6 protein-coding genes are annotated in these 4,262 nt (G+C 69.1%); 1 reads left to right on the top strand and 5 read right to left on the bottom strand.

Annotated features, from left to right (window positions below):
- The 3 genes from ACFR9S_RS12020 to ACFR9S_RS12010 all read right to left on the bottom strand — a co-directional run.
- On the bottom strand, positions 1-227 hold a 227-nt coding region (locus ACFR9S_RS12020), incomplete at its 3' end, for an NAD(P)-binding protein (RefSeq protein WP_379818761.1).
- Positions 220-1,266 carry a ferrochelatase gene (gene hemH, locus ACFR9S_RS12015; RefSeq protein ID WP_379731477.1) on the bottom strand — a complete coding sequence of 349 codons (1,047 nt, stop codon included), beginning with the start codon at positions 1,264-1,266 and terminating at the stop codon, positions 220-222. The genes ACFR9S_RS12020 and hemH, both read right to left, overlap by 8 nt.
- Positions 1,267-1,326: 60 nt before the next feature.
- Positions 1,327-2,421, bottom strand: coding sequence for a mechanosensitive ion channel family protein (locus tag ACFR9S_RS12010; RefSeq protein WP_459077205.1), 1,095 nt, complete (start codon positions 2,419-2,421; stop codon positions 1,327-1,329).
- Between the two features lie 85 nt (positions 2,422-2,506).
- Here ACFR9S_RS12010 and ACFR9S_RS12005 point away from each other — a divergent pair, with 85 nt between their 5' ends.
- A complete protein-coding gene (locus ACFR9S_RS12005) occupies positions 2,507-3,211 on the top strand; it encodes a 5-formyltetrahydrofolate cyclo-ligase (protein ID WP_379731478.1) in 705 nt (234 codons plus the stop codon).
- Here the strand turns inward: ACFR9S_RS12005 and ACFR9S_RS12000 are convergent, their stop codons facing one another.
- The gene (locus tag ACFR9S_RS12000) at positions 3,212-3,586 is read right to left on the bottom strand and encodes a hypothetical protein (protein ID WP_379818760.1); all 375 of its coding nucleotides are present in this window, start codon (positions 3,584-3,586) and stop codon (positions 3,212-3,214) included.
- Positions 3,583-4,032: a DUF2240 family protein gene (locus tag ACFR9S_RS11995; protein ID WP_379731384.1), complete on the bottom strand. Its 450-nt coding sequence runs from the start codon at positions 4,030-4,032 to the stop codon at positions 3,583-3,585. The genes ACFR9S_RS12000 and ACFR9S_RS11995 overlap by 4 nt, the downstream gene beginning before the upstream one ends.
- Between the last annotated feature and the right edge of the window lie 230 nt (positions 4,033-4,262).

Genomic DNA, 4,262 nt, shown 5'->3' with positions numbered 1-4,262 from the left:
GCGATGTCGAGGTCGGTCACCATCGCCCGGATCGCGTCGGTCAGCCGCAGGCGCTGTGGGCCGAACTCGAGCAGCTTCCCGTCGATCTCGCCGCTACGAACGACGCCGCCGACCTCGTCGGTGGCCTCGTACGCCACGGCGTCGACGTCGCGCTCGGTCAGCGCGTGTAGGGTCGAGAGGCCGGTCATCCCGCCGCCGACGACGGCGACCGCGGGGTCCTCAGTCATTCCGGCGGGCGTTGAGACACATCGCGTTCGGCTCCGGCCGGCACTTGCACTGCTGGAGCCCGTAGAGGTCCGGATCGAAGTCGGCGATGAACGGCTCGGTCAGGTCCGCGAGCAGGCCGACGAACCGCTCGTCGTCGTAGGGGACCGGGACGCGAGTGAACCCGAGTCCCTCCTCCTCGGCCTCCTCGCGCAGGTCGTGGTCGAGTTCGCCGAGCGTCTCGCTCTGCTCGTGCATGAAGCTCGTGGGGTCGACGACGACACGCTCGGCGTCGATCTCCTCGATCACGTCCTCCACGTCGGGCTGGGTCCACTCCACGTCCCGGTTGGCGTGGTTCTGGTAGCCCAGTTCCCACTCGGGGTTGCCGAGCATCCCTGCGACCATCTTGCAGTACTCCTCGACGTACTGGACGTAGCGGCTCCCCTCGTCGAGGTAGTACGTCGGGGTGCCGTGGGCGGAGAAGATCAGCCGGGTGTCCGAGTCGAGTTCGAGCCCCTCGCGGTTGAGCGTCTCGCGGATGTTGTCCGCGCGCAGCCGAGCGTAGGCGGAGTGGGTGTGGTACCCCGTGATCTCGGTGTACGGCACGTCCCAGTCGAGGTCGTCGACGGCGTTCGAGAGCTTCTCCAGCGCCTGCACCGTCGTCGAGGGACCGCAGAGCGGGTAGACGGGCAGCCCGATGAGGCGGTCGACGCCGTCGTCGTGGGCGGCCTCGGCGGCGTCCTCGACGAACGGCTCCATGAACTGGTAGCCGACGTACGTCTTCACGTCGTAGCCGCGGTCGCGGAGTTCGGTCTCGACGAGTTCGGCCTGCCGGTCCGCGTGGGCGTTCAGCGGCGAGCCGCCGATCTCGCCGTACTCCTCGATGAGGCCGGGCGCGCGGCGTTCGGCGAGCGATCGGGCGCGCTCGCGGGCGGCCTCCTGAGTGGTCTCCCCCTCGATGTCCATGTTCGCGAGGAAGATTCGTTCGAGGTAGTCCTCGACGACGTCGCGGTCGGCCACGGCCGGCTCACCGAAGTTGAGCACGGCGATCCCAGTAGTCATACGTCGAACTCGGGGCCGGCGGGCCAGAAAGGTAACGGTTCAGGCGCGCGCCCGCGCGAGTCAGCGATCGCCGTCGTCGCCGTCATCCGCAGCGCCGGCGTCGTCGGCATCCTCCCCATCGGCGTCCTCCGCAGCGGCGTCGTCGGTGTCGTCGTCCGCACCGACATCACTGACATCTTCGTCGCGGACGGCGGCGGAGTCGACGGACTCCCGCTCGGGCGCCTCGCGGGTCGCGATCCGGGCCTCGCCGCTGGTGTCGTCGAACACCATGTGGCGGTGCGGGTAGGCGATCTCCACGTCGACGTCCTGCTCCTCCAACTGCTCCCAGATCGCCGTCTGGACGCGCGAGCGGGCGGTCAGGAGCTTGTACGGTCGGTCGACCCAGTAGCGGAGCGTCAGGATCACGCCGTCGTCGTGGAACTCGTCGATGTAGCAGGTGGGGCGTGCGGGGTAGCGCGCCGAGCCGATGCGAATGTCCGGCCCGCCCTCGATCACGCCGTCGACCTTCCGCGCCGCGCTCTCGATCAGCGACCGCGCCTCGGCCACCTCGCTCTCGTAGGTCACCTCGACCGACAGCCTGAGCCGGGTCCGCTCGTCCTCCGCGGAGAGGTTCGTCACCTTGTCCTGCCGGATCACGTCGTTGGGGACGACGAGGAACGTGTTGTCCACGGTGAAAATTTTCGTGTACCGGATCGTGATGTCGTCGATGAACCCCCGGGTCTCGTCGGGGAGTTCGACCATGTCGCCGATCTCGTATGGCTCGTCGGCCAGCAGGAACAGCCCGTTGACCACCGACCCCACCAGCGGCGCCAGCACGATCCCGATGACCGCCGAGAACACCGTCACCGAGAGCACGATGTTGCCGAGTTCGAGGCCGACCAGTCCCGCCGCCAGCAGGAGGAAAAACAGCGTGATCGTCGCGCGGATCAGCCGCAGCACCTGCTGGGCGACGCTCTGTCGCCGGAACCGCTTCGCGACCGGGCGCCCGAACAGCCGGACGGCGTACCGCGAGACGGTGTAGCCGACGACGCCGAACACCACCATCAGGAGGAAGCTCAGCGCGGGCGAGCTCCCCCAGTTCGGGAACAGCGGCGCCAGCCGGTCGACGAGGGAGCCGAGCATCCGTATCGGGTCCGGGAACTGGCCGAGGCTCACGACCTCACATCCACCCGCCCCGGAAAAAGCGTTGCCGTCGGCGCGGCCCCGGTGTCGATAAGCGATCGGACGCCCAAGCGGGCGCATGGAGAAACAGGCGCTCCGCGAACGGGTCTGGGACGAACTCGAAGCCAGCGGCGAGGCTCGCTTCCCGTTCCCGCCCCACGGCCGCATCCCCAACTTCGCCGGGGCCGAGCAGGCGGCCGAACGGCTCGCGTCGACCGACGAGTGGGCGGCCGCGGACACGATCAAGTCGAACCCCGACTCCCCGCAGCGGCCGGTCCGACGGCGGGCGCTGGAGGCGGGCAAAGTGGTGTACATGGCCGTCCCGCGGCTCGCAGACGAGGACTGCTTCCTGCGGCTCGATCCGGCAGCGATCGACGACATCGACCACGCCACCACGATCGGCGGGTCGTCGGAGTTGGGCGTGCAGGTCGGACCGGAAGAGATGGAACCGATCGACCTGATCGTCTCCGGCAGCGTCGCCGTGACCGAGGAGGGGGAACGGGTCGGGAAGGGCGAGGGGTACAGCGATCTGGAGTTCGCGATCCTCCGGGCGTTCGGGCTGGTCGACGACGACACCACGACGGCCACGACGGTCCACGAGATCCAGGTGGTCGACGAGGACGTCCCGACGACGGCGCTGGACGTGCCGATGGAGCAGATACACACGCCCGAGCGGTCGATTCGGACCGATTCGGCGGGCGGGAAGCCCTCGGAGATCGACTGGGACGCGCTCGACGACGAGCGACTCGAGGAGATTCCGATCCTGTCGCGGCTGGAGCCTTGACTACGCCTCGATCGCCGCCTCGAACGCCGGCAGGACGCGCTTGACCTGCGCGCCGTCCTCGACGAACACGATCGTCTGTGGCGGGTCGGCGGCCTTGGGTCGGACGCGGAGTCCCTCATTCTCTGCTGCTTCAGCGACCGCCGCGGGCGCGGCGCGGAACTCCACGCGAGCGCGGTCGGGCTGGACGTAGACGGTCGCGATCGTCTCGTCGGCCGGGGCGTTGCGGACGCGGTACGCGAGCGCGCCGTCAGCCGTCGGCTCCACGTCGGGGTCGGCGTCGGTGACCGCGAGCGCGACGTGGCTGGCGCCGCTCTCCAACTCGGAGGCGAGCAGTTGGGCGATGCGGTGGCCGTCCTGGAGTCGGTCAGTGGTCATTCTTCGAGCACCGAGTTTCGGGCCGCGCCGGCGACCCCGCTCACGTCGACGCCCTCGCGCCGGGCGTAGACGACCGCGGCGGCCTCGATGGTCACGCCCAGTTCGCGCTGGAGCTCGTTGATCCCCGCGACGGCGGCCTGCTTCTCCACGCCGGCGTCGGTGACGCGGTCGAGCACTTTCTCGAAGGCGCTCTGCTCACGGAGCACGTCCGCGTCGGGGCTGAACTCCTCGGGCACGTCGACGCCGTCGGGGTCGAACGTCGCGACGAGTTCGCCGTCATCGCGTTCGAGCAGCCCGCGGCCCAACGCCACGTCGACGACACGCTTGGCCTGATCGGGGGAGAACCAGTCCCGGTCGAGCGAGAGCGCGACGACGAACTCGCCGTCGCCCAGCCGGTCCCGGCCCTCCTGCCGGAACGGGACGGCGACGGTGGCCTCCAGACTCATGCTCGTGTGGAGGGGGTGGGCGGGGGGTAAGGGTTGTGGATCGGGTGGGTTCTGGGTAGTTTTCGTTGGTGCCGTCGGTTGGTGGTTCTTCGACTGTGGATCTCGCCCGACGGCAGCGGACAGCACTGCTTCCGCGACAGCGAACAGCAACAGCATCTCGTCCGTTGGCAACTTGAACAGCAACCGCAACAGCATCTCGACGCCAGAGCACTTGCGACCGCAGTGCGCCG

The organism is Halolamina salina (assembly GCF_042678005.1).
GTDB classification, from domain to species: Archaea; Halobacteriota; Halobacteria; order Halobacteriales; family Haloferacaceae; genus Halolamina; species Halolamina salina.
This window is presented reverse-complemented; position numbering and strand designations above follow the sequence as displayed.

What these genes read in the sequence shown, in the direction of transcription:
- ACFR9S_RS12000 (WP_379818760.1), bottom strand. Translation starts at nt 3,586, where the DNA reads ATGACCACTGACCGACTCCAGGACGGCCACCGCATCGCCCAACTGCTC.
- ACFR9S_RS12005 (WP_379731478.1), top strand. Translation starts at nt 2,507, where the DNA reads ATGGAGAAACAGGCGCTCCGCGAACGGGTCTGGGACGAACTCGAAGCC.
- ACFR9S_RS11995 (WP_379731384.1), bottom strand. Translation starts at nt 4,032, where the DNA reads ATGAGTCTGGAGGCCACCGTCGCCGTCCCGTTCCGGCAGGAGGGCCGG.
- hemH (WP_379731477.1), bottom strand. Translation starts at nt 1,266, where the DNA reads ATGACTACTGGGATCGCCGTGCTCAACTTCGGTGAGCCGGCCGTGGCC.